Genomic DNA, 17,951 nt, shown 5'->3' with positions numbered 1-17,951 from the left:
GATGTCATCGTCTACTCCCGGTTCGGCGGGTCGGGGCACGGCGTCCGTCAGGCCCAGGCCGCGGTACGCATCCGGCGCCGGGACGCGGGGCGGCGCGTGCCCGGCGGGCCGAAGGTGACGCGATCATGTGCCTTTCGTGGCCGGGGCTCCTCCGGCAGCCGGTCCGGTCGGCTTACCGGGACCGGGCCCGGGGCCCCCGGTCACTGTGGGGACAACTCCTATCCACCCTGCTGTGGTTCCAGGGCCGGCAACGGGTACGTTGCGCGAGCAGAAGTGACGGTGCGTCCTGGTGGCGACACGCTGAATGATTCTGGTCATAGTGCGGGCGCCATGGTTTGAAACGGCTTACGCTACCGGAGAGAGGTTGACGGCGACCCCCCCACGTCGTCAACCTCTCCTGTGGTTGACAAGAAGTTCATCGATCGCGGCGTGGGGTCGCGGGCGGCCGGCCGAGGCGTGGTGACCTGTGGTCGGCTTCTGTGCGCATCTCGTGGCTGGTGGCGCGGCGCCCAACCGGGCATCCTGGGGCGTAGCGGTGTTTTGACGCGGCGCCCGGGGCGGAGTAGGTAGATGTGTACATCAATGCGCGGGCCGTGGCGCGGCTGGCGGAAGCGCCGTCTCCAGCCCCGTCCAGCCGGCGCGCGTGCCCAGCCAGCTTCCGGACACATCGGGAGGCCCCGCCAGTGACACACCACCAGGGTGGTCCCAGGTCCGTGACCGCGCCGTCTGCGAGGCCACCCGTGAGCATGCCGCCCGCGAGCATCGCGCTGCCCGTGGGCGGCGCGGGAACGGGCAGTTCGTGGACGTGACCCCGAGCGCACCGGAGGGTGTCTCGCTGGAGGCGCAGGACGGCGTCGGCAGCCCGGACGCGTTCCGCCGCCTCTACACACCGCACCGGATGGCGTATGTCAAGGGGGAGCGGCCCGCCGGCCAGCAGTGCCCGTTCTGTGAGATCCCGTCCCTGTCGGACGAGGACGGGCTGGTCGTCGCCCGAGGCGAGACCGTGTACGCCGTTCTCAACCTTTACCCGTACAATTCCGGGCATCTCATGATCGTGCCGTACCGGCATATTCCGGACTATGCCGCCCTGATGGACGCCGAAACCACCGAAATGGCCCTGTTCACCCAGCACGCGCTGCGGGCGCTGCGACGGGCGAGTGGCGCGCACGGCTTCAACATCGGGATGAATCTCGGCGTTGTCGCGGGCGCCGGTATCGCCGAGCACGTCCACCAGCACGTCGTGCCGCGCTGGGGCGGTGACACCAACTTCATGCCGGTCGTGGGCGGCACGAAAGTCCTGCCCGCGCTGCTGGGCCAGACCCGCGAGATCACCGCCGCCGCGTGGAAGGAAACCGAATAGGCGCCGGTCCCCGCCGGCAGGCCGGCACGGTTCCCCCGTGCGCCGCGCACGGCTGTCTCCGGTGATGTTTTTCGGCGCTGTTTTCCTCGCGTTCCCCCGTGTTTCTCAGGGCCGCGTTCACTGATGCCGCGTCCCGGCGGCTGTCGGGGCCGGGACCGGTTCCCGTACCCGCCAACGGGTTTCCCGTGCCCGCCAGGAGGCGGTCGGGGGACGGCACGGCGGGGTGGGCCCGGACCGGTACTGATCCGGGCCCACCGCGGGCTCGGGCCCGGCGAAACCGGTGCTATCCGGTTTCGCCGGGCCTGTCGCCGAGATGTTCGGCGGCGATGTGCTCGGGGACCGCTTCGTAACGCAGATGGTCACGGGTGAACGTGCCGGTGCCCTGGGTCAGCGAACGGATGTCCACCGCGTACCGCAGCATCTCCTTCTCGGGCACCTCGGCCCGCACCAGGGTCCGGCCCGCACCACTCCCGTGCGCTGCCTGCCCGCCGGCCTGCCCGCCGGCCTGCCCGGCGCCGACCGGCTCGATGCCGACGACCCGGCCGCGCCGTGCCGCGAGGTCGCTGGTCACCGGGCCGATGTGCTCGTCGGGGGCGAGCACGCAGACAGCGAGCACTGGCTCGAGCAGGACGATCCCGGCGGCCCGGGCGGCGTTCTTCACCGCCAGCGCCCCGGCGGCCTGGAAGGCGATGTCGGAGGAGTCCACCGAATGGGCCTTGCCGTCGACCAGCCGTACCCGGATGTCGACGAGCGGATATCCGGCCGCCACCCCGAGGTCGAGCTGGCGCAGCACGCCCTTCTCCACCGAGGGGATGAACTGCCGGGGGACCGCGCCGCCGACCACCTCGTCGACGAACTCCCGGCCGCTGCCGGCCGGCAGCGGCTCCACCGCGACGTGGCAGATCGCGTACTGGCCGTGGCCGCCGGACTGTTTGACGTGCCGGCCGGTGCCCCGCGCCGGCCCGCGCAGCGTCTCCCGCAGCGGGACCCGCGGCGGCACCCGGTCGACGTCCACGCCGTAGCGGGCCCGCAGCCGCTCGACGACGACGTCGCTGTGCGCCTCGCCCATGCACCACAGCACGAGCTGGCCGGTCTCGGTGCCGTACTCCACCGTCAGGCTCGGGTCCTCCGCGGCGAGGCGGGCCAGCGCGGTCGACAGCTTGTCCTCCGCGCTCTTCGTCCGCGAGCGGATCGCCACGGGCAGCTGCGGCCGCGGCATCGACCACGTCTGCAGCAGGATGGGGTCGTCCGGGCTGGACAGGGTGTCGCCGGTCTCCGCGGTGGCCAGTTTCGCCACGACACACAGACCGCCGGCCCGGACGGCCCGCGCCGGCTGCTGTCCGGATCTCCCGGCCGGCCGGGAGATCCCCACGATCCGCCCGTCGTCGTCATGGTCGGGATGGCCGCGTTCGGCCCGGCCGTGCCCGCAGACGTGCACGGCCATGTCCGCGCGCAGCGTCCCGGAGAACACCCTGACCAGCGAGATGCGCCCGACATAGGGGTCGGTCGTGGTCCTGATGACCTCGGCGGCCAGCGGGCCGTCGGGGTCGGCCGACAGCGGTGGGCCCGACGACCCGTCGAGCCGGGTGCTCACCGGCAGGCGGTGCTCGGCGGGGGAGGGGAACGCCCGGGTGAACAGGTCCAGCAGCTCGGTGGCGCCCAGCATGTCACCGCTCCCGCCGCCGGCGGCACCGGCCGGGCCGGCCACGGGCAGGACGGGGTGGAAGCGGCCGCGGGCGACCGCGGTCTCCAGGTCGCCGAGCAGCAGGCCCGGTGCCAGCCGCTCCCCGGCGAGGTACTGCTCGAGCAGGGACTCGTCCTCGCTCTCGGCGATGATCCCCTCGATCAGGGCGCCACGGGCGGCGGCCACCGCTGCCTGGGCGGCGCTGTTCCCGGTGCCGTCCGCGGAGAGCAGGTCGACCAGCCGGTAGCCGCCGTAGCCGCCGTGTCCCGGCGCGGCCCCGTTCGCCGCCGGCAGGCGCACCGGCAGGTGCAGCGGCAGCACGCCCGGGCCGAACAGCTTCTGGCAGGTGGCGACGGTCCTGGCGAAGTCGGCCCGGGGGTGCTCCAGCTTTGTGATCACAATGGCCCGGGGTGTGCCGGCGGCGGCGCACTCGTCCCACAGCAGCTGGGTGAAGCCGTCGACGCCGTCGAGTGCGCTGACCACGAACAGGGCCGCGTCCCCGCCGCGCAGCCCGGCGCGCAGGTCGCCGATGAAGTCGGCGAGCCCGGGGGTGTCGAGCAGGTTGATCCGCATGCCCCGGTGGGTGGTGGACAGGACGGCCAGGCTGATCGTGCGCTGGCGGTGCTCGGCATCGTCGTGATCGGTATGCCGCGGCGGGACGGGACGGCTCTGCGCCGCCTCGCCCTCGTCGGCCGCGGCCAGCAGGCTCTCGGCAAGAGTCGTCTTACCCGCGCCGGTGTGGCCGACAAGAATGACGTTGCGTACGTCAGCCAGCTGCTCGAGGTCGGGACGATCATTGCATACGGTTGTTTTCACCTGCGCCTCCCCGGTGTGACACGGCCACCCGGTGGCCCTGGTGACGGCCACTGGGCGGCTGGGAGGGCTGGACCAGTGGACCCCGCCTGGGTGACTGGACGAGCGCGACGGGCCGACCCGCTCCGGGCGGCCGGCGGCGGGTCGCGTGATCGTGTCGTCATGAGTGGTTGTGTCAGTGGTGATGGTTGTGTTGGTGAAGAGTTGTATGGGTGGTTGGTTGTGTGGGTGGAGGGTTGGTTGCGTGGGTGAAGGAATGTGGAGGTGTAAGGAAACGGTCCGGCTGTTGTCGGGTCGACGTGTGGTGCCGACGGTTGTCGTGTCGACACCTGCCCCGTCACTGGTTGTGGTGTCGACGGTTGTCACGTTGACGGTTGTCACGTTGACGGTTGTTGTGCCGACGGTCAGCGGTGAGCGGCTGTGAAAAACTCGTGAGAACAGGTTCCCCCTCCGCCGGCATGTGAACAACCCATGTCGGTCCGGCAAGGAACTGGTTGCCGATGGTCACAGCGGTACTGTGAGGGACAGCACCGGACGTACACGACGGGACGTACATGCTCGCTAGCAAGGCGCGGCCGCAGATTCAACGGGTGCTCGATCCCCTGGGTGAGCGGCTGGCCCGGTCGTCGGTGTCGCCGGACGCGGTGACGATCGTCGGCACCATCGGTGTCAGTGGTGCCGCTCTGGGCTTCTTCACCCGCGGGGTCTTCTTCGTCGGCACCCTCGTGATCACACTGTTCGTCTTCTCCGACCTGCTCGACGGCCTGATCGCCCGGGCCCGTGGGATCTCCTCGCCGTGGGGCGCGTTCCTGGACTCGGCCTCCGACCGGGTCGGGGACGGCGCGATCTTCGGCTCGCTGATCCTGTGGTACGCCGGTGACGGCGACTCGTTGCCACTGTGCGTGGCCGCCCTGATCAGCCTGGTGGCCGGCTCGATCACCTCCTACGTCAAGGCGCGGGCCGAGGGCCTCGGGCTGCGGTGTGACGTAGGGTTCGCCGAACGCGGCGAGCGCCTGCTGATCGTCCTGGTCGCGGCCGGTCTCTACGGCCTGGGCGTGCCGTACCTGCTGCCGGCCGCGCTGTGGTTCCTTGCCGGCGCCACCGTCCTGACGGTGACGCAACGTGTTGTTCATGTGCGTCGGCAGTATCTGCGGGGGGCCGGGGCGGCCGGCACCGCCGCCGTGCCCGCGGCCACCGGCGCCGACGCCACACCGGCCGGGCCCACCGCCGGCCCGCGGGCCCGCTGACGGCGCGTACCGGGTGTCCCGCGCGCGAATGACCAGGATTTGGCTGGTGACGTGGTTGGGAGCCGAGCCCTGGGTGTCCCGCGCGCGGATGACCGGTCTGGCGTACGCGGCGGGCTGGCGGGTGGTCCGGCTGCTGCCCGAGCGGGTGGCGGCTGTGGCGTTCACGGTGGTGGCCGACGTCGCCGTCCGGCGGGGTGGCCGCGGCGCGCGCCGGCTGCGCGCCAACCTGGCCCGTGTCGCCCCGCCCGGCACCGATCTCGACCGGCTCACCCGGGCGGCCATGCGTTCCTACGCGCGTTACTGGCTGGAGGTCTTCCGCCTCCAGGACATCTCCCGCGAGCGGATCATCGGGGGAATGCGCATGCTGGACGAGCCACGTCTGCGCGACGCCATCGCCAGCGGCCGCGGGACCGTCATCGCGTTACCGCACATGGGCAACTGGGAGCATGCCGGCGCCTGGCTGGCCGCCACCGGTGAGCCGTTCACGACCGTGGCCGAACGCCTCCGGCCGGCGTCGCTGTTCGACCGGTTCGTCCGGTTCCGTTCGGCGCTCGGCATGGAGGTCATCCCGCTGACCGGGGGTGAGCGGCCCCCCTTCGGCCTGCTGGCCGACCGCCTCGGCGCGGGTGGCACGATCTGCCTGCTGGCCGACCGCGACATCTCCGCGGACGGCGTGCCGGTGGTGTTCTTCGGCGCGACGGCCACCATGCCGCCGGGGCCGGCCGCCCTGGCGTTACGGACCGGCGCGACCCTGCTGCCGGCCACGCTCTGGTTCGACCGGGACGGCTGGGGGGTGCGCATCCACCCGGCGGTGCCGCACACCGACGTGGCGCGGATGACCCAGGCGCTGGCCGACGCGTTCGCCGAGGGCATCGCCGCCCATCCCGCGGACTGGCACATGCTCCAGCGCATCTGGCGGGACGAGCCACCGGCCACGCCACCGCAGACACCACCGCAGACACCGACGCAGACACCGACGCAGACACCGACGCAGACAGCGACGGAGGCTGCGGCACCGACGGAGCCGGAGCTACCGCAGCCGCGGTCGGAGCCAGCGCCGCGGTCGGAGCCCGAGCCAGGGCCGGGGCCGAGAACATGAAGATCGGCCTTGCCTGCCCCTACACCTGGGACGTTCCCGGCGGGGTCCAGGTCCACGTGCGTGATCTCGCAGAGGCCCTGGTCGCCCTCGGGCACGAGGTATCGGTGATCACACCGGTGGGCGGCGACAGCGCGCTTCCGCCGTACGGGGTGGACGCCGGCCACGCCGTGCCGGTGCCCTACAACGGCTCGGTCGCCCGGCTGCTGATGGGGCCGGTGTCCGCGGCGCGGGTACGCCGGTGGCTGCGCGAGCACGACTTCGACGTCCTGCACGTGCACGAACCGACGGCGCCGAGCGTCAGCCTGCTCGCCTGCATGCTCGCCGACGGCCCGATCGTCGCCACGTTCCACACGTCCAACCCGCGCTCGAAGATCCTCACGGCCGCGCACGGGGCGCTGCAGCCGTCCATGGAGAAGGTCCGGGCCCGCATCGCGGTGTCCGAGGCGGCCCGCCGCACGATCGTCGAGCATCTCGGCGTGGACGCGATCCTCATCCCCAACGGCGTGTCGGTGCCCACCTTCGCACGGGCGGCCCCGCTGCCCGAACCGGTCTCGAACGGCTCCACGGTCGTCTTCCTCGGACGCATCGACGAGCCGCGCAAGGGCCTGGACGTGCTGCTCGCGGCCCTGCCGACGCTGGTGGAGCGCCGCGCCGACGCCAGGCTGCTGGTCGCCGGCCCCGGCGACGGGGAGGCGGTGCTCGAGCGGGTCGAGCCGGCCCTGCGCGGCCGCGTCCACCTGCTCGGGCTCGTCTCCGACGCGGACAAGCCCCGGGTGTTCCGCTCGGGGGAGGTCTACTGCGCGCCCAACACGGGGCAGGAGAGCTTCGGCATCGTCCTGCTGGAGGCGATGGCCGCGGGCGTTCCGGTGGTGGCCAGCGACATCGACGCCTTCCGCCGGGTCCTGGACGACGGCCAGGCCGGCCGGCTGTTCCCGGTCGCCGACGCGGCCGCCCTCGCCCACACCCTCGCCGACCTGCTGGCCGATCCCGCACGGCGCGGGCGGCTGGCCGAGCGGGGCCGGGCGGTGGTGGCCGCCTACGACTGGACGGTGATCGCGAAGCGGATCGTCGGGGTCTACGAGATGGTTGCCGGGGACAGGCCGGTGTCGCTGGCGGCGAACAGCGTCTGACGTGTCCTGGCGCCGGTCGCGCCCGGCGCTCCGCCATGCGGTGTGAGGAGATTCCACCATGCGGTGTGAGGAGATTCATGCCCGCGGTGTGAGGAGATTCATGCCCGCTGGCGCTCTCCTACCCCACGTTCACTACGCTGCGCGAGGTGACTCTCGTCGTTGTTACGGTCGTGGTTGTGGTGGCGGTAGCCACCTATCTGACCTGGCTGGCCAGCCGGCTGGACCGCCTGGCAGTCCGGGTGGACGACGCCCGGGCAGGCCTGATCAGCCAGCTGGCGCTGCGCGTGGAGGTGGCCGGGGAACTGTCCCGGCGGTGCGAGCTGGCGGAGCTGGGCGAGGCGGTGGAGCGGGCCCGGGCCGCGCAGGCGGGGCCCGCGGCGGGCGGCCCGCTGGGCAACGACACCGAGGAGGCGGAGAACAGCCTCAGCCGGGCCCTGCGCTCCCCGGCGGTCACGGCGACGGCGGACCGGGCGCCGGACGCCCTGCACGCGGTGGACGTCGCCGCCGCCCGGGTCGCGCTCGCCCGTCAGCTGCACAACGACGCCGTACGCGACGTGCGGGCGCTGCGGGCCAGACGGGTCGTGCGGGCGCTGCGGCTGTCCGGCCGCGGGCCGCTGCCCACCTATTTCGAGATCGACGACGCGCTTCCGATGCGTGGTGACACCGGGGGCAGGAACGGCCACGCCGACGCCGACGGCCGTGACGGCGACGGCAGGCATGACACCGCACGTGACAGCGCTGTGCATGACAGGACCGCGCATGACAGGACCGCGCGCGACAGCGACAGGCATGGCGGCAGTACATATGATAACGATATGTCCAGGTTCGCACCGTAAATTCTTCGCTATTGTCGATCGTAATCGCCATCCCGTCCGGTACGGCCTTCCGGTCGTAGGATGGGATGTCTTCCGTCCGGGCTGACTGCCGCGTGTCCGACGTGGCTGCGCTCGTGGAAGCCGTGGTTTGTCGGCGTCCGGCCCAGTTGGGATGTTCGCCGCGGACCGATGCCTGCGCCGGTCCCGTCTGCGTACAGAGAGGCATGCCATGTCCGAGGGCCTGACCGCTGCCGAGCCCGCTTCGCGGGGCCACGGACCGGACCACGGATCCGTGCCCACGGCCACGCTGCCCGGCCCGCCCGTCCCAGCCGGTGCGGGCAGCGTGGCCGGTGCGGGAGGTGGCGCCCACCTGGGCACGGCCCGGGTCAAGCGGGGCATGGCGGAGATGCTCAAGGGCGGCGTGATCATGGATGTGGTCACGGCCGAGCAGGCCCGGATCGCCGAGGACGCCGGCGCCGTCGCCGTGATGGCCCTGGAACGGGTGCCCGCCGACATCCGCGCCCAGGGCGGGGTCGCCCGGATGAGCGACCCGGAGATGATCGAATCGATCATCGAGGCGGTGTCGATCCCGGTGATGGCCAAGGCGCGCATCGGCCACTTCGTCGAGGCCCAGGTGCTCCAGGAGCTGGGGGTCGACTACGTCGACGAGTCCGAGGTCCTCACCCCGGCCGACCCGCACCACCACATCGACAAGTGGCGGTTCACCGTCCCGTTCGTGTGCGGCGCGACCAACCTGGGGGAGGCGCTGCGCCGGATCGGCGAGGGCGCGGCCATGATCCGCTCGAAGGGCGAGGCGGGCACCGGCGAGGTTTCCAACGCGGTCGTGCACATGCGCACGATCCGGGCGGAGATCGCGCGGCTGTCCGCGCTGCCGCCCGACGAGCTCTTCGCCGCGGCCAAGGAGCTGCGCGCTCCCTACGAGCTGGTCGCCGAGGTCGCGCGGCTCGGCGCGCTGCCGGTCGTGCTGTTCACCGCCGGTGGCATCGCCACGCCCGCGGACGCCGCCCTGATGATGCAGCTGGGGGCGGACGGTGTGTTCGTCGGCTCGGGCATCTTCAAGTCCGGTGACCCGGCGCGGCGCGCCCGGGCGATCGTCGAGGCCACCACCATGTACGCCCACGCGGGCGTCATCGCGAAGGTCTCCCGCGGCCTCGGCGAGGCCATGGTCGGCATCAACGTCAGCGATCTTGCGCCCGCGGACCGCTTCGCCGACCGCGGATGGTGAGCTGTCCCGAGGCGCACTGGCCCCAGACCGCCTCGGAGCGCGAGGCCGCGCCGGCACAGGTCAGGCCGGCACGCGGCGCGGCGCGGCTGGGCGTGCTGGCGCTGCAGGGCGACGTCCGCGAGCATTCCCGGGCGCTGGCCGCGCTCGGCGTCCAGGTCGTCGAGGTGCGCCGGCCGTCCGATCTGGACACTCTGGACGGGCTGGTGCTGCCCGGCGGCGAGTCCACCACGATCGGCCGGCTGCTGCGGGTGTTCGAGCTGCTGGAGCCGCTGCGGGACGCGATCGCGGCCGGGCTGCCGGTGTTCGGGTCGTGCGCGGGCATGATCCTGCTGGCCGGGGACGTCCTGGACGGCAGGCCCGGCCAGCCGCTGCTGGGCGGGCTGGACGTGGTCGTGCGGCGCAACGCCTTCGGCCGCCAGGTCGACTCGTTCGAGGCGGAGATCGACATCGCCGGTGTCGCCGGCGGCCCGGTCCGGGCGGTCTTCATCCGGGCGCCCTGGGTGGAGAAGATCGGGGACGAGGTCGAGGTGCTCGGTAGGGTCGGTGACAGGATTGTGGCCGTCCGCCAGGCGGGCGTGCTGGCGACCGCGTTCCATCCGGAGCTCACCGGCGACGGGCGGATACACGAACTGTTCGTCGGCATGGTGGAAGGCGCGCGGGGCAGACGGGCCGCACGGGGCACACCCGCGCACGAGGCCTAGCCGCACAGGGCACGGCTCCACAGGGGCACGGGGCGCGGGGCACAGCTGTACGGGGCACAGATGGCAGGCAGGAGCAGGGACAGGGTGAGGGGCACGGCATGAGCGGTCACTCCAAGTGGGCGACCACCAAGCACAAGAAGGCCGTCATCGACGCGCGCCGCGGCAAGCTGTTCGCGAAGCTGATCAAGACGGTCGAGGTGGCGGCCAAGACCGGCGGCGGGGATCCGGCCGGGAACCCGACGCTCGCGGACGCCATCGCCAAGGCGAAGTCGCAGTCGGTACCGAACGACAACATCGACCGCGCCGTGAAGCGGGGATCGGGCGAGCTCGCCGGCGGGGCCAGCTACGAGGAGATCACCTACGAGGCGTACGCGCCGAACGGGGTGGCCGTGCTGGTCGAGTGCCTGACCGACAACCGCAACCGGGCCGCCTCGGACGTGCGGGTGGCCATCACCCGCAACGGCGGCAGCGTCGCCGATCCAGGGTCGGTGTCCTACCTGTTCAACCGCAAGGGCGTCGTCCTGGTCACGAAGACCCCTGACCTCGGTGAGGACGACGTCCTGGCCGCGGTGCTCGACGCCGGCGCGGAGGAGGTCAACGACCTCGGTGACACCTTCGAGGTCGTCTCGGAGGCCACGGACCTCAACGCGGTGCGCGTCGGGGCCACCGGCGCGGGGCTCACGGTGGCCTCGGCGGACCTGTCCTGGCTGCCCAGCGTCAGCGTGCCGCTGGACGAGGAGGCGGCGCGCAAGGTCCTCAAGCTCGTCGAGGCACTCGAGGACCTCGACGACGTCCAGAATGTCTGGTTCAACGCCGACATCTCCGATGAAATCATGGAGCTGGTCTCGGCCTAAACGGCTCCCCGGCGGCGCCGGTGCCACCGCGATTCCGAGACCTCCGACATCGCCGTTCGTGCCGATATCGTCACAGTATGGGCATAGACCGTTCCGGAATACGTGCCGTCATGGAGTATGTTGTGACGGATTGTATCGCTCTGGGGTACTTGTTGTTACGGGGGTGTGTTGTTGCGGGGGTAGGCGTGGTCAGTCCGTGTCCCGGTCGCGGATGCACTCCTCGGCGAAGGACAGCGCCCGCAGGTGGTAGGAGCGGGCCGCCCACCCCAGGCTGATGTTGTGGCCCGCGCCGCGCTGCCGGACCAGCTCGAAGTGCGGCGCGGCGCTGAACGCGGCCCGCAGCTCGGCATCCATCGCCTCGTCAAGATCCCACCAGGCCTCGTGGTCGGCGAGCGTCCAGCGGACCGGCACCCGCACCCGCGGGCCCAGCAGAGGCAGCCACCGCGGCCACTTCGCGGCATCGGATGCCTCGCCGGCCGGCACGGGGGCTGTCGGTACCGTCCCCAGGACGAACGTGCCGGGCGGGTACAGGTGCTCCGGCCCCCAGAACAGCCTGCGGGCCGCGAGGGCATGCTCCCGGTGGATCTCGGCGGCGCTGCTGTCGGCGGCGATCCGCGACGGCCACAGGCCGTCACGGTATCGGGCTCCCACCCCGGAGACGTCGAGCCCGAGCAGACGCTCGCCGCGTTCGTCCGCGGCGAGCGACACCGACAGCATCGTGCCGAACGAGTGGCCGATCAGGAACAGGCCCGCCCCCACGGCATGGGACGCGGTGAACGCCTCCAGCGCCCGCCAGGTGATGGCGGTCTGCCCGGCCAGCCGCTGGTGGGGCAGGCCGAGCCCCGCCGACGCTCCGTAGCCGGGGCGGTCCAGCGCCAGCACGCTGAATCCCAGGGCCGTGCCGATGGCCAGCAGGGACAGGTCCGGGTGCGTCCGGCCGTGGAAGTAGGATGCGCGCATCCCCCCGCCGGGCAGGCCGACGACGAGAGCCCGCGGCTGGCCGTCGGGCTCGGCCAGCAGCCCGGACAGTTCCACGTCACCGGCGTCGAGGCGGACGTGACGTGGCTGGCCCGGCGGATCCGCGCGTGGCGCCCGCCCGTCGCCGTGTCCGGCCGCCGGCCCGGCTGGCTGCGCCGGCACGGCTGGCTGCGCCAGCACGGCCGGCTCGGTGCCGGCGGCGGGATCGGAGCCCATGCGTGGACCTCATTTCCCGGTTTCCCGGCGTCTCCCGGTGCTTGTCGGCAGGATTTCCCGTTGGCCCGGCGGGGCGTCGGCGATCTCCACGGGGCACCGCCGGTCATCTCACCATATGCTGATCCGCACCGGGCCGATGGCCGCGGGTGGCGTTGCGGACAGCCGGTTGACGCCGGCCGCCGGCGGTGGGTGATGGCCGGGCCGCTGCCCGGCCGGCGGTGGGTGTTTGTCGGGTCGGCGTCTGGGTAGGCGTGTCGCTGCGCTCGAACAGGCGTTCAGGCATGCCACAATCGTGGCGAACCGCCGGGAGGGCCGGTTCCCCGGCCCGCTGGCGGGCCGAGGGCTGCGTGATCACGGTTGTCTCCCCGGGTTGTCGTCCCGGGCTGGCAGCCGGCCGCTGCGGGCCGTCCGGCGGTCACGATGCCCGGCGGACGGTCGGGACGACGGTCGACGAGCTGGTCGTGGAGGGTGCCGGTGCTGGTGCTGGGGGTCGATCCGGGGCTTACCCGCTGCGGTCTCGGGGTTGTCGAGGGCGGGCCGGGCCGGCGGGCGTCGCTGGTCGAGGTCGGTGTGCTGCGCACGCCCGCCGCCGACGACGTCGCCGCCCGGCTGTGGGCGCTCGAACGCGGCTTCGGTGAGTGGATGGACCGGCACCGCCCCGACGCGGTCGCTGTCGAGCGGGTGTTCAGCCAGGCCAACGTCCGGACGGTCATGGGTACCGCGCAGGCCGGGGCGGTGGCGATCGTCAGCGCGGCCCGCCGTGGCCTGCCGGTCGCGCTGTACACCCCCAGCGAGGTGAAGGCCGCGGTGAGCGGGAGCGGCCGGGCGGACAAGGCCCAGGTCACCTTCATGGTCAGCCGCCTGCTGGGGCTGTCCGACCCGCCGCGGCCGGCCGACGCCGCCGACGCCCTGGCTCTTGCGCTGTGCCACCTGTCGCGGGGGCCGGCGCTCGCCCGGATGCAGGCCGCAGTCAGGCAGGCTTCCGCGGCCGCCAGCGGGAGCCGCAGATGATCGCGTCCGTGGCCGGGACGGTTGCCGCCCTGTCGCCCGACGCCGCCGTCGTCGAGGTGGGCGGGGTCGGGCTGCTCGTCCAGTGCACCCCCACGACCCTGGCCGGGCTGCGGGTCGGGCAGCAGGCACGACTGGTCACCACCCTGGTCGTCCGGGAGACCGAGCTGACGCTCTACGGCTTCGTCGACGCCAACGAGCGTGACGTCTTCGAGACCCTGCAGAGCGCCTCCGGGGTCGGCCCCCGGCTCGCCCAGGCCGTGCTCGGCGTCCACAGCCCGGACAGCGTCCGCCGTGCGGTCGCGGCGGAGGATCTCGCGGCGCTGACGAAGGTGCCCGGCATCGGCCGCAAGGGCGCGCAGCGCATCGTCCTCGACCTCAAGGACCGGCTCGGCCCGCCCACGCCGATGCCGTCCGCGGGAGATGACGGTGTGGGTGGGGGCGGGGGCACCGGCGGCGGTGCCACGCCGGCCGCGGGTACGGGTGTCGCCGCCGCCGAGCAGGTCCGTCTTGCGCTGCTCGGGCTCGGTTACACCGCGCGGGAGGCCGACGACGCGCTGGCCGCCGCGCTGGCCGACCCCCTGGCCGCCAGCGCGGCCGATGCGCTGGCCACGGTGCCGGCCGGCAACGGCCGCGGTGGTGCCGGGCCGGGCGGCCGGGCGGGCCGTGACGTCCCCGGTAGCCCGCAGGCTATCGCCGCCGGCAGCATCGCCACCGCCGCCACCGCCGCCACCGCCGGCACCGGCGGGGCGGGCGGCAGCCGTGCCGAGGCGGCGGATCCCATGGGTGTGCTGCTGCGTCGGGCGCTGGCCGCGCTGCGGCCCCGGTAAGGGCGGCTGATGGACGTCGAGGGGCTGGTCTCGCCGGTGGCCGAGCCGCAGGAGCGTGCCTTCGAGGCGGGCCTGCGGCCGGGGACACTGGCGGAGTTCATCGGCCAGCAGAAGGTCCGCGAACAACTAATGATCATGCTTGAGGGGGCGCGGGCCCGCGCGCGTCCGCCCGACCACGTCCTGCTGTCCGGGCCGCCGGGGCTCGGCAAGACCAGCCTGGCCATGATCATTGCCCGGGAGATGGCGGTCCCGCTGCGGATGACCAGCGGGCCGGCGGTCGAACGGGCCGGGGATCTGGTCGCGATCCTCACCGCGCTCGCCCCGGGCGAGGTGCTCTTCCTCGACGAGATCCACCGCATCGCGCGTCCCGCCGAGGAACTGCTCTACGCCGCGATGGAGGACTTCCGGGTCGACGTCGTGCTGGGCAAGGGCCCCGGCGCCACCGCGATCCCGCTGGAGATCGCCCCGTTCACCCTTGTCGGCGCGACCACCCGCTCCGGCCTGCTCACCGGGCCGCTGCGCGACCGGTTCGGCTTCACCGCCCACATGGACTTCTACGGCACCGACGAGCTGATCGACGTGCTGGTCCGCTCGGCGGGGCTGCTCGGCGTGCGCCTCACCGACGACGGCGCGGCAGAGGTCGCCGGCAGGTCACGCGGAACCCCTCGGATCGCCAACCGGCTGCTGCGACGGGTGCGTGACTACGCCGAGGTACGGGCGGACGGGGTCGTCACCCGTGAGGTCGCCCAGGCCGCCCTGCGCGTCTACGACGTCGACGCGCTCGGCCTGGACAGGCTGGACAGGGCGGTGCTGGAGGCACTGGTACGCCGCTTCAACGGCGGCCCGGTGGGCCTGGCGACCCTGGCGGTGGCGGTGGGGGAGGAGCCGGACACGGTCGAGGAGGTGGCCGAGCCGTTCCTGGTCCGCGCCGGCCTGCTCGCCCGGACCCCCCGGGGGCGCATCGCCACCCCGGCCGCCTTCACCCATCTTGGCCTCGACCCGGTCGAGGGCCTGCTGGGCCGTTCCCAGGCTCCGCTCCCCCTCACCGACGGCGACGGTTGAGCCCCTTCGCCGACGACGGCTGGGCCCCGTCGCCGGTGACGGCTGGGAGCGGTGGACGCCCGCCGGTTTCCCCGGCGCCGCGGTTCCTTCGCCACCCTTTGGTGGCGTTGGCCGGACGCGGTCCCGACGGGGCCCCTGGCGTCGGGAGCCTCGCGGCCGGTACGTACCATCGGCCGCACGACATGGGAGGACGTGGACGTGCAGGTGATCGTGGTCGCACAGGATGCGGCCCAGAACGGCGGCAGTGGGTTCGGTGGGCTGTTTCCCCTGGTCCTGCTGCTGGCGCTCGTCGTTTTCTTCGTCGTCAGCCAGCGGCGCCGTCAGCGGACCCAGCAGCAGGTCCTGACCTCGCTCGAGCCGGGAGCGCTGGTCGTGACCACCGCGGGGCTGTACGCCACGGTGGTCGAGGTCGAAGACGGTGACGTGTTGTTGGAGGTGGCGCCGGACGTGGTCTGCCGGTTCACCCGCTCCGCGGTCGTCCGGGTCGTCTCCCCGGCGGGAGAGGACGGGGCGCACCACGGCGATCATGATGACCACGACGGCGACGACGACGGCGACGGCGACGACGGCGACGAGGGCGACGAGGGCGACGGCCACCGGGACGAGGACGCCGGGGCGGCTGGTGACCACGGTTCGGGCCGGGCGCCCGTCGACACGACCAAGAGAACGGACGCGACCGGCGGCGGAGAGACGACCGGCGGCGGAGAGACGACCGGCGGCGGAGAGACGACCGGCGGCCACCGGCGGCCGGATGCCGGCAGGTCCGAGGATCCCGGGGAAGCGACGCCGGAGCGGTGAACGGCACGCCGACCAGCACCGGTCACCCGCCGGGGCCGGTCGGCGCCAGCTTCGAGGAACACGTGGATATCGGCGTTACAGATGTGGTATCGGAACGCCCCCGGCATGACAGTCGTTCCGATACCTTGGGCCGATACCTTGGGCGCGGTCGGCACCCGGCCGTGACGGTCCGCATCGGTCCCGCCGGTCGTGGCCGGGCTGGCCGTCCACCGGGCAGGTCCAGCAGGAAATCAGGCAGGAAGCGGCATGAGCGCGACGGCGCGTGACGAAGGGATATCCGTTGGCACGACGGTCAGGGCGACGGCGTAAGGCCTTGAGCCCCGCCTGGTCCCGGATCGGGCTCCTCTTCGGCATCGTGGTGCTGCTCTACGGCTCCATGGCGCTGACGTCCACGTGGACGCCGAAGCTGGGCCTGGACCTCCAGGGCGGGACGAGCGTGATCCTCACGCCCCGGTCGACCGAGCCCGGCAAGGGCGTCGACAGTGGCGCGGTCAACAAGGCCGTCGACATCATCCGGGAGCGGGTCAACGGGCTCGGGGTCGCCGAGGCCGAGGTCAAACGCAACAACACCCAGATCGAGATCTCGGTTCCCGGCCGTGGCCGCAACGACGTCGTCCAACTGGTCGGGCAGACCGCCGAGCTGCGCTTCCGCGAGGTCTACACCTCCGGGGCCGCCATACCGGCCGCGCCGGCCACCCCGCCGGCCGCTTCAGCGGCTCCGACAGCCACCCCGACGGTTCCGGTGCCCGGCGCCACGCACGGGGCACCGGGCGCCGCGTCAGCTCCGCCCGCCGCCACCACCGGTCCGTCCCCGTCCACCACCACCCGGCCGGACGTGGTCGGCTCCGGTCTGCTCGCCCAGGCCGCGCCGACGGCCCCGGCCGGCTCGGTCGTGCCGGCACCGGCCGCCTCGGCGTCACCAGCTCCCGGAGTGCCCCCTGCCGCGGTACCGGCGGCCCCGGGGCAGAGAGCACAGCCCGCCGCCGACACGCCACCGGCCGACGTCGTTGCCCGGTTCGAAAGCCTGACCTGCGCCCCGTCGGACGTGCGCAGCCGGGCGGCCGCCACCGACCGGCCGACGGACTGGGTGGCCTCCTGTGACCGTTCCGGCGCCGTCAAGTACCTGCTGATGCCCGCCACGGTGATCGGCACCGACGTCAAGTCGGCAACGGCCGGGCTCGCCAGCTCCGGCGGCACCACCTCGGTGAGCACCGGCGAGTGGGTCGTCAACGTCAGCTTCACCGGCAGCGGGCAGACGGCGTTCACCAAACTGACCGAGCGGACTCTCGGCAAGCAGGTGGCGATCGTGCTGGACGGGGTGGTGCAGTCGGCCCCGAGCACCAACGACCGGATCGCCGGTGACGCGCAGATCTCGGGCTCGTTCACCCAGTCCAGCGCCCAGGATCTCGCCAACGTGCTGCGCTACGGCGCACTGCCGCTGTCCTTCGAGCAGTCCAGCGCCGAGTCGATCTCCCCGACCCTGGGGCAGGACTCGCTCAACGCCGGCCTGCTCGCCGGCGCCATCGGTCTCGCGCTGGTGACGTTCTACTCGTTCGCGTACTACCGGGCCCTTGGAATAGTCGTGCTCAGCTCGCTGGCGGTGAGCGGGGCGCTGGTCTACGCCTCGGTCGTGCTCCTCGGCGAGTGGATCGGGTTCACCCTCACGCTGGCCGGGATCGCCGGCCTGATCGTGTCCATCGGTGTCACCGCGGACTCGTTCGTCGTCTACTTCGAACGCGTCAAGGACGAGGTCCGCGAGAACCGCACCGTGCGGGTGGCGACCGAGCGGGCCTGGCCGTCGGCCCGGCGGACCATGCTCTCCGCGGACACGGTCTCCTTCCTCGCCGCCGCGGTGCTCTACGTCCTGTCGGTCGGCTCCGTCCGGGGGTTCGCCTTCACTCTCGGGCTGTCCACCCTGATAGACGTTCTGATCATGTTCATCTTCACCAAGCCGGTGGTCACCCTGCTCGTGCGCAGGCCGTTCTTCGCCACCAGCCGCTTCTCCGGCCTCACGGTCGCGGCGGTCCGCGGCCAGCCGGGCGAGGCGGCCGCCCTCGCGCCGGCCCGGCTGGCCAGGCGGGAGCGGGCCGCCCCGGCCCAGGCCTGTCTC

Annotated in this window: 15 protein-coding genes and 1 pseudogene; 14 read left to right on the top strand and 2 right to left on the bottom strand. The window is 72.9% G+C overall.

Annotated elements, in window-relative coordinates; translation table 11 throughout:
• Nucleotides 1-799: 799 nt before the first annotated feature.
• Nucleotides 800-1,360, top strand: a complete 561-nt coding sequence (locus NBW84_RS10090; RefSeq protein WP_250283912.1) for an HIT family protein — start codon at nt 800-802, stop codon at nt 1,358-1,360.
• Between the two features lie 283 nt (nt 1,361-1,643).
• Here NBW84_RS10090 and NBW84_RS10085 read toward each other — a convergent pair whose 3' ends face one another.
• Nucleotides 1,644-3,860 carry an elongation factor G-like protein EF-G2 gene (locus tag NBW84_RS10085; RefSeq protein WP_250283907.1) on the bottom strand — a complete coding sequence of 739 codons (2,217 nt, stop codon included), beginning with the start codon at nt 3,858-3,860 and terminating at the stop codon, nt 1,644-1,646.
• 300 nt (nt 3,861-4,160) lie between these two features.
• Between NBW84_RS10085 and NBW84_RS24225 the strand changes: the two are divergent.
• From NBW84_RS24225 to NBW84_RS10050, 8 genes and pseudogenes are all read left to right on the top strand, one after another.
• Nucleotides 4,161-4,271, top strand: a pseudogene (locus tag NBW84_RS24225) (Cys-every-fifth RiPP peptide CefA); the annotation flags it as partial.
• Nucleotides 4,272-4,411: 140 nt separating this feature from the next.
• Nucleotides 4,412-5,104, top strand: coding sequence for a phosphatidylinositol phosphate synthase (pgsA, locus tag NBW84_RS10080; protein ID WP_250283905.1), 693 nt, complete (start codon nt 4,412-4,414; stop codon nt 5,102-5,104).
• Between the two features lie 46 nt (nt 5,105-5,150).
• A complete protein-coding gene (locus NBW84_RS10075) occupies nt 5,151-6,203 on the top strand; it encodes a phosphatidylinositol mannoside acyltransferase (RefSeq protein ID WP_445548403.1) in 1,053 nt (350 codons plus the stop codon).
• Complete coding sequence (locus NBW84_RS10070; RefSeq protein WP_250283902.1) at nt 6,200-7,333, top strand: glycosyltransferase family 4 protein; 1,134 nt, start codon at nt 6,200-6,202, stop codon at nt 7,331-7,333. The genes NBW84_RS10075 and NBW84_RS10070 overlap by 4 nt, the downstream gene beginning before the upstream one ends.
• 146 nt (nt 7,334-7,479) lie before the next feature.
• Nucleotides 7,480-8,169 carry a hypothetical protein gene (locus NBW84_RS10065; RefSeq protein WP_250283900.1) on the top strand — a complete coding sequence of 230 codons (690 nt, stop codon included), beginning with the start codon at nt 7,480-7,482 and terminating at the stop codon, nt 8,167-8,169.
• A gap of 208 nt (nt 8,170-8,377) precedes the next feature.
• The gene (gene pdxS, locus NBW84_RS10060; RefSeq protein ID WP_445548402.1) at nt 8,378-9,394 is read left to right on the top strand and encodes a pyridoxal 5'-phosphate synthase lyase subunit PdxS; all 1,017 of its coding nucleotides are present in this window, start codon (nt 8,378-8,380) and stop codon (nt 9,392-9,394) included.
• Nucleotides 9,388-10,095, top strand: a complete 708-nt coding sequence (gene pdxT / locus NBW84_RS10055) for a pyridoxal 5'-phosphate synthase glutaminase subunit PdxT (RefSeq protein WP_250283898.1) — start codon at nt 9,388-9,390, stop codon at nt 10,093-10,095. Before pdxS ends, pdxT begins: the two co-directional genes overlap by 7 nt.
• A 98-nt stretch (nt 10,096-10,193) precedes the next feature.
• A complete protein-coding gene (locus NBW84_RS10050) occupies nt 10,194-10,949 on the top strand; it encodes a YebC/PmpR family DNA-binding transcriptional regulator (protein ID WP_250283896.1) in 756 nt (251 codons plus the stop codon).
• A gap of 189 nt (nt 10,950-11,138) precedes the next feature.
• On the opposite strand, the gene NBW84_RS10045 is transcribed toward NBW84_RS10050, so the two are convergent.
• The gene (locus NBW84_RS10045) at nt 11,139-12,143 is read right to left on the bottom strand and encodes an alpha/beta hydrolase (protein WP_250283894.1); all 1,005 of its coding nucleotides are present in this window, start codon (nt 12,141-12,143) and stop codon (nt 11,139-11,141) included.
• Between the two features lie 474 nt (nt 12,144-12,617).
• Between NBW84_RS10045 and ruvC the strand changes: the two genes are divergently transcribed.
• The 5 genes from ruvC to secD all read left to right on the top strand — a co-directional run.
• Nucleotides 12,618-13,154 (top strand): crossover junction endodeoxyribonuclease RuvC, encoded by a 537-nt coding sequence (gene ruvC / locus NBW84_RS10040; RefSeq protein ID WP_250283892.1) that lies wholly within the window; start codon nt 12,618-12,620, stop codon nt 13,152-13,154.
• Entirely contained in the window at nt 13,151-13,981 is an 831-nt protein-coding gene (gene ruvA / locus NBW84_RS10035) for a Holliday junction branch migration protein RuvA (protein ID WP_250283891.1), read from the top strand. Before ruvC ends, ruvA begins: the two co-directional genes overlap by 4 nt.
• Nucleotides 13,982-13,990: 9 nt before the next feature.
• Entirely contained in the window at nt 13,991-15,043 is a 1,053-nt protein-coding gene (gene ruvB, locus NBW84_RS10030) for a Holliday junction branch migration DNA helicase RuvB (protein WP_250283889.1), read from the top strand.
• 198 nt (nt 15,044-15,241) lie between these two features.
• Complete coding sequence (yajC, locus tag NBW84_RS10025; RefSeq protein WP_250283887.1) at nt 15,242-15,841, top strand: preprotein translocase subunit YajC; 600 nt, start codon at nt 15,242-15,244, stop codon at nt 15,839-15,841.
• A gap of 376 nt (nt 15,842-16,217) precedes the next feature.
• A partial coding sequence (gene secD, locus NBW84_RS10020) for a protein translocase subunit SecD (RefSeq protein WP_250283908.1) occupies nt 16,218-17,951 on the top strand: 1,734 nt, incomplete at its 3' end.

It is taken from the genome of Protofrankia sp. CiP1_Cm_nod2 (assembly GCF_920664355.1).
Lineage (GTDB): Bacteria > Actinomycetota > Actinomycetes > Frankiales > Frankiaceae > Protofrankia.
This window is presented reverse-complemented; position numbering and strand designations above follow the sequence as displayed.

Bases quoted from the DNA above. Each gene is read 5' to 3' on its own strand.
- pdxT (WP_250283898.1), top strand. From the start codon at position 9,388: ATGGTGAGCTGTCCCGAGGCGCACTGGCCCCAGACCGCCTCGGAGCGC.
- ruvA (WP_250283891.1), top strand. From the start codon at position 13,151: ATGATCGCGTCCGTGGCCGGGACGGTTGCCGCCCTGTCGCCCGACGCC.
- NBW84_RS10045 (WP_250283894.1), bottom strand. From the start codon at position 12,143: ATGGGCTCCGATCCCGCCGCCGGCACCGAGCCGGCCGTGCTGGCGCAG.
- pgsA (WP_250283905.1), top strand. From the start codon at position 4,412: ATGCTCGCTAGCAAGGCGCGGCCGCAGATTCAACGGGTGCTCGATCCC.
- ruvB (WP_250283889.1), top strand. From the start codon at position 13,991: ATGGACGTCGAGGGGCTGGTCTCGCCGGTGGCCGAGCCGCAGGAGCGT.
- NBW84_RS10050 (WP_250283896.1), top strand. From the start codon at position 10,194: ATGAGCGGTCACTCCAAGTGGGCGACCACCAAGCACAAGAAGGCCGTC.
- NBW84_RS10070 (WP_250283902.1), top strand. From the start codon at position 6,200: ATGAAGATCGGCCTTGCCTGCCCCTACACCTGGGACGTTCCCGGCGGG.
- pdxS (WP_445548402.1), top strand. From the start codon at position 8,378: ATGTCCGAGGGCCTGACCGCTGCCGAGCCCGCTTCGCGGGGCCACGGA.